At 62.7% G+C, this 3,815-nt stretch carries 3 protein-coding genes; all 3 read left to right on the forward strand.

Annotated features, from left to right (window positions below; genetic code table 11):
• Positions 1–1,011 precede the first annotated feature (1,011 nt).
• The 3 genes from MUO23_13290 (at position 1,012) to fdrA (ending at position 3,444) form a co-directional block, all read left to right on the forward strand.
• The gene (locus MUO23_13290; protein ID MCJ7513923.1) at positions 1,012–1,200 is read left to right on the forward strand and encodes a hypothetical protein; all 189 of its coding nucleotides are present in this window, start codon (positions 1,012–1,014) and stop codon (positions 1,198–1,200) included.
• Between the two features lie 99 nt (positions 1,201–1,299).
• Entirely contained in the window at positions 1,300–1,437 is a 138-nt protein-coding gene (locus tag MUO23_13295; protein ID MCJ7513924.1) for a hypothetical protein, read from the forward strand.
• A gap of 276 nt (positions 1,438–1,713) precedes the next feature.
• Positions 1,714–3,444, forward strand: coding sequence for an acyl-CoA synthetase FdrA (gene fdrA, locus MUO23_13300; GenBank protein MCJ7513925.1), 1,731 nt, complete (start codon positions 1,714–1,716; stop codon positions 3,442–3,444).
• The last annotated feature ends 371 nt before the right edge of the window (positions 3,445–3,815 follow it).

Genomic DNA, 3,815 nt, shown 5'->3' on the forward strand with positions numbered 1-3,815 from the left:
AGATGGACGCGAACAATGGCGAATACTAGCACACTCGGTCATATGCGCCTGACATCGGCCCTTGGTTGGGTTGTGGCCACGCCGTCCTAGCAGATCATCCGCGGCATGGGCAAGTTTCATGGGGCATCTGGGGCGCCATCTCACGCCTCGCGGGGTCGGGACGTAGCGCATCTGGGCCAATCGCCAGCCACGTCGTGCCCCCAGGCGACGTCCACGACCGCCCGAGAAGCGGAATGGTCAAGAGCCGTATTCACATTTCGGTTGCCAGACATGATAAGCCCTCAAGTCTTTGGGGCCAGCGGGCAACATCGAGAGCCCACTTCCTTGGCCCTGAAACCGCCGGCAAGCGAGCGAGTGTTCTCGTTTCCGCTCCAAGGTCGCGCCAATCCCCACCAAGGGACAGAGTCCCTTCCAATGGGTGAGGAAGAACCTTGCTCGCCTCTTTCCCCAGCTTGCATGGGAGGATCTGCATGTTTCCAGCTGTCTAGCGGACCCAGACCCTTGACCTCTTGTCGGGGCCGGGCGACACGCAACGATGCGGCAACAACCAAGCGACCTTCGGACCGCGTTTTGTCGACTCCGTCATGCCGGCGTGTTCCCTCAGCTACAACGCTAGCGGAGGCCGAAGGTCAGTGCATCACCTTGATTCGTCAGGCCATATTGAACATACTTGACAAACGCTCAACGGTTCTTCCAGAACGAGATTCAAAGCATTCGGTTAACACCGCCAGTACCAGTTTCCCGCGAAGTGTAGACCCTCAACGGTCGCGATATCGAACCGTTGCTCCAGAGCTGCCCAATGGACAAGAAGCCGTCGCTCGCCGCGACCGCAAGACCCCCGGCCGGCGAAGAGATCTAGATTCGGGCGGCGAAGGTAGGGGCAGCTGAGCTTCGAATGCAGAATGCCCGGAACGTCATGGTTGTCGGGCATGACTTCTCTGATATCGTCGCGCCGGGGTTGACGCCGAGCTGCTCGAGTGGTAACGCAAGCGCATCAAGGATCCCTACGTCTTGATCGGGATGATTGACGCCAGGCTGGCCGGCCGGGTCCATGGCCACCTGATGAATGCAGACATCAACATCAGCCATCCCGCGACGACGTTCGATCGGGGTGGCCGCCTGGGCGCCGCGCTCTTCTACTGCAAGGCCTGCTATGCCTTCGAGACCCCCCGGCCAGAAGGGATTCTGGTCCACGCATGAGAGCTACAATGGCTGGCGAATCGGCTTCTTGGGGATGGCGCAGCCCACTACCCTTGGCCGGATGTGCAGCATGAACTGGACGAGGCCTGGGTGTACTCCGTGACCAAGAAGGTCCGGGATCAGGCCATCAAGGAGTACTCCGAGCAGCTGGAGGACTCGGTGCCCAACTTCGACGTGCCCGACATGGTGATCAAGGCCAACGACAAGCCGGTCGTGCCAGACGAGGTGACTGTCTAGCTTGCGCTCGCTCCCGTGCCGTATGCCCATTTCCCCCGCGCGCTTCCAGGCTGATCCTGGATTGCCACCGGATGGACAGGGGAGGCTCGGCTTGCGCGTGCGTCCCGGGTAACCCTGGGGGCACGGCATCGAGCCGGTCTGCTTGGTAACTATGGAGCGTACTGCTATAGTAGGGAAAGTCCCCCCGTACCTGGGCGAGGGAGGGGGAGGGTTTCCCGTCGGCATCCCACAAGCCTGGACGGATCGGCATCCCGAGTCCAGCAGAAGAGAGGCCCGATGGCAGTCATCAAGGCTGAAGTTCGTTCGGGCGCCTATTACGATTCAATCGTCCTCATGCAGCTGCAGCGCGCCTTGACGGAACAGCCCGGCATCCTCGACGCCGGGGTCGTCATGGGCACCAACGCCAACAAGGAAGTCCTGGCGCAGAGCAGCCTGCTGGTTGCCGAAGCCGAAGCCGCAGGCAATGATGACCTGATCATCGTCGTGCGCGCCACGGATGCCACCTCGGCCCAGGCGGCCCTGGCGAAGGTGGATGAGCTGGTGGCCGCGCGCCGAGGTCGGGCAGGGGACCAGGAGTACCAACCCCGCAGCCTCGAGACCGCGGCCAAGATGCTGCCCGAGGCCCAGTGGGTCTTGGTTTCCGTTCCGGGGCGGTACGCCGCCGGGGTGGCGCGGCAGGCCTTGCGCCTGAACAAGCACGTCTTCCTCTACAGTGACAACGTCTCCCTAGAAGATGAGGTCGCGCTCAAACACGAGGCGGCCCAGAAGGGGCTCCTGGTTATGGGGCCGGATTGCGGTACGGCGATCGTCAATGGCATCGGCCTGGGCTTTGCCAACAAGGTCCGCCAGGGCCCCATCGGAGTCGTGGCGGCTTCCGGGACCGGCCTGCAACAGGTCACCGTGCGCATCCATCAGATGGGAGGCGGCATCACGCATGCCCTGGGCACCGGGGGGCGCGATCTGTCGGAGGCCGTCAACGCCGCCACCGCGCGTCAGGGCCTCGACTTGATGGCCCGCGATCCGGATGCCAAGGTGATCGTGTTGGTGTCGAAGCCCCCCTCCTCCAAGATCGCCGATACCCTGGTCCAGGCGGCGCGTTCGGTCGGCAAGCCCGTGGTGGTCAACTTCATCGGCTACCCCAGTGCCTCGCGCCGAGTGGACAACGTCTTCTTTGCTACCACCTTCGATGAGACTGCCGAGCTGGCCATCCGTCTGATCGACTCGCCCGAAGACTTCGCCGCGCAGCCGGATCCGTCCAAGTTCGCGCCCGGCCAGCGCTACCTGCGAGGCCTCTTCTCGGGCGGCACGCTGCAGTACGAGGCCCTGCTGATCCTGCAGAACTACGTTCCCGTCGTCTACTCGAATGCACCGCTGGACAAGAAGAACAAGCTCGAAGACTCCCTAGTCAGCAAGGCTCACACGGTCATCGACCTTGGCGAGGACGAATTCACGGTTGGTCGCCTGCATCCCATGCTGGATAATGATCTGCGGATTCGCCGTCTCGAGAAAGAAGCCTCTGACCCGGAAGTTGCCGTCATTCTGTTGGATGTCGTGCTCGGTTACGGCGCCCATGGCGATCCGGCCAGCGAGTTGGCCCCGGCGATCGCCGCCGCCATCAAGTCTGCCAAAGATGCCGACAGACACTTGGAGGTGGTGGCAATTGTGTGTGGCACTGATGGAGACCCTCAAGGGATGGAGGGACAAATCAGGATGCTCAAGGATTCAGGCGCCAAGATCGAAACCAGCAATGATGCGGCAGCTCGTCATGTGGGTCGATTGCTGCAGACAATTGAGCGCAGAATCGAGCCAAAAACTGATCCGACGATGAAGCCGGTCGACCTGCAGGCGCTGAAGAACCCCCTGGCGGGCATCAACGTCGGTCTGGAATCCTTCGCCGACAGCCTGAGAGACCAGGGCGCTCAGGCTGTTCATGTGGACTGGAAACCCGTTGCCGGGAGCAGTGAACGGTTGGTGAGCATCCTGGAGCGGATGAGACAAGCGCAGTAGGTCTGGGTCCGACGGTGTTGAGGGCCGCAGTGCCACCGGCGTGGAAAGAGGATGGGGCTGCCGCCAGGGGTTGTCAGGTGGTCCAGGCTTTCCGACCACCGCCTGCGTTGGTGGCACCGTGCGCCGCACGCGACACGATTGCACACCCGGCTTCCAGCCTGGGCCGTCGTCGTCTGTGCCTCGGTTCCGAGAGTGATCTCATCCCGGATCCGGTCAGGAGGGTCTGGTGCGGGCGGAGTGTGTGGCAGCAACTGAACCGGCCCGCCGGGGCAGCCTTTGCCTGCCTCACGGCCTGGCCAGCGTGGAGGTTCAACTCCTCGTATGTCACCCCCCACCAGTGCCGCTCAAGGGGTGAACGCCTTGCCGCCGAT

It is taken from the genome of Anaerolineales bacterium, assembly GCA_022866145.1.
Lineage (GTDB): Bacteria > Chloroflexota > Anaerolineae > Anaerolineales > E44-bin32 > PFL42.

Coding starts and splice junctions, on each gene's coding strand:
- fdrA (MCJ7513925.1), top strand. CDS start 1,714: ATGGCAGTCATCAAGGCTGAAGTTCGTTCGGGCGCCTATTACGATTCA.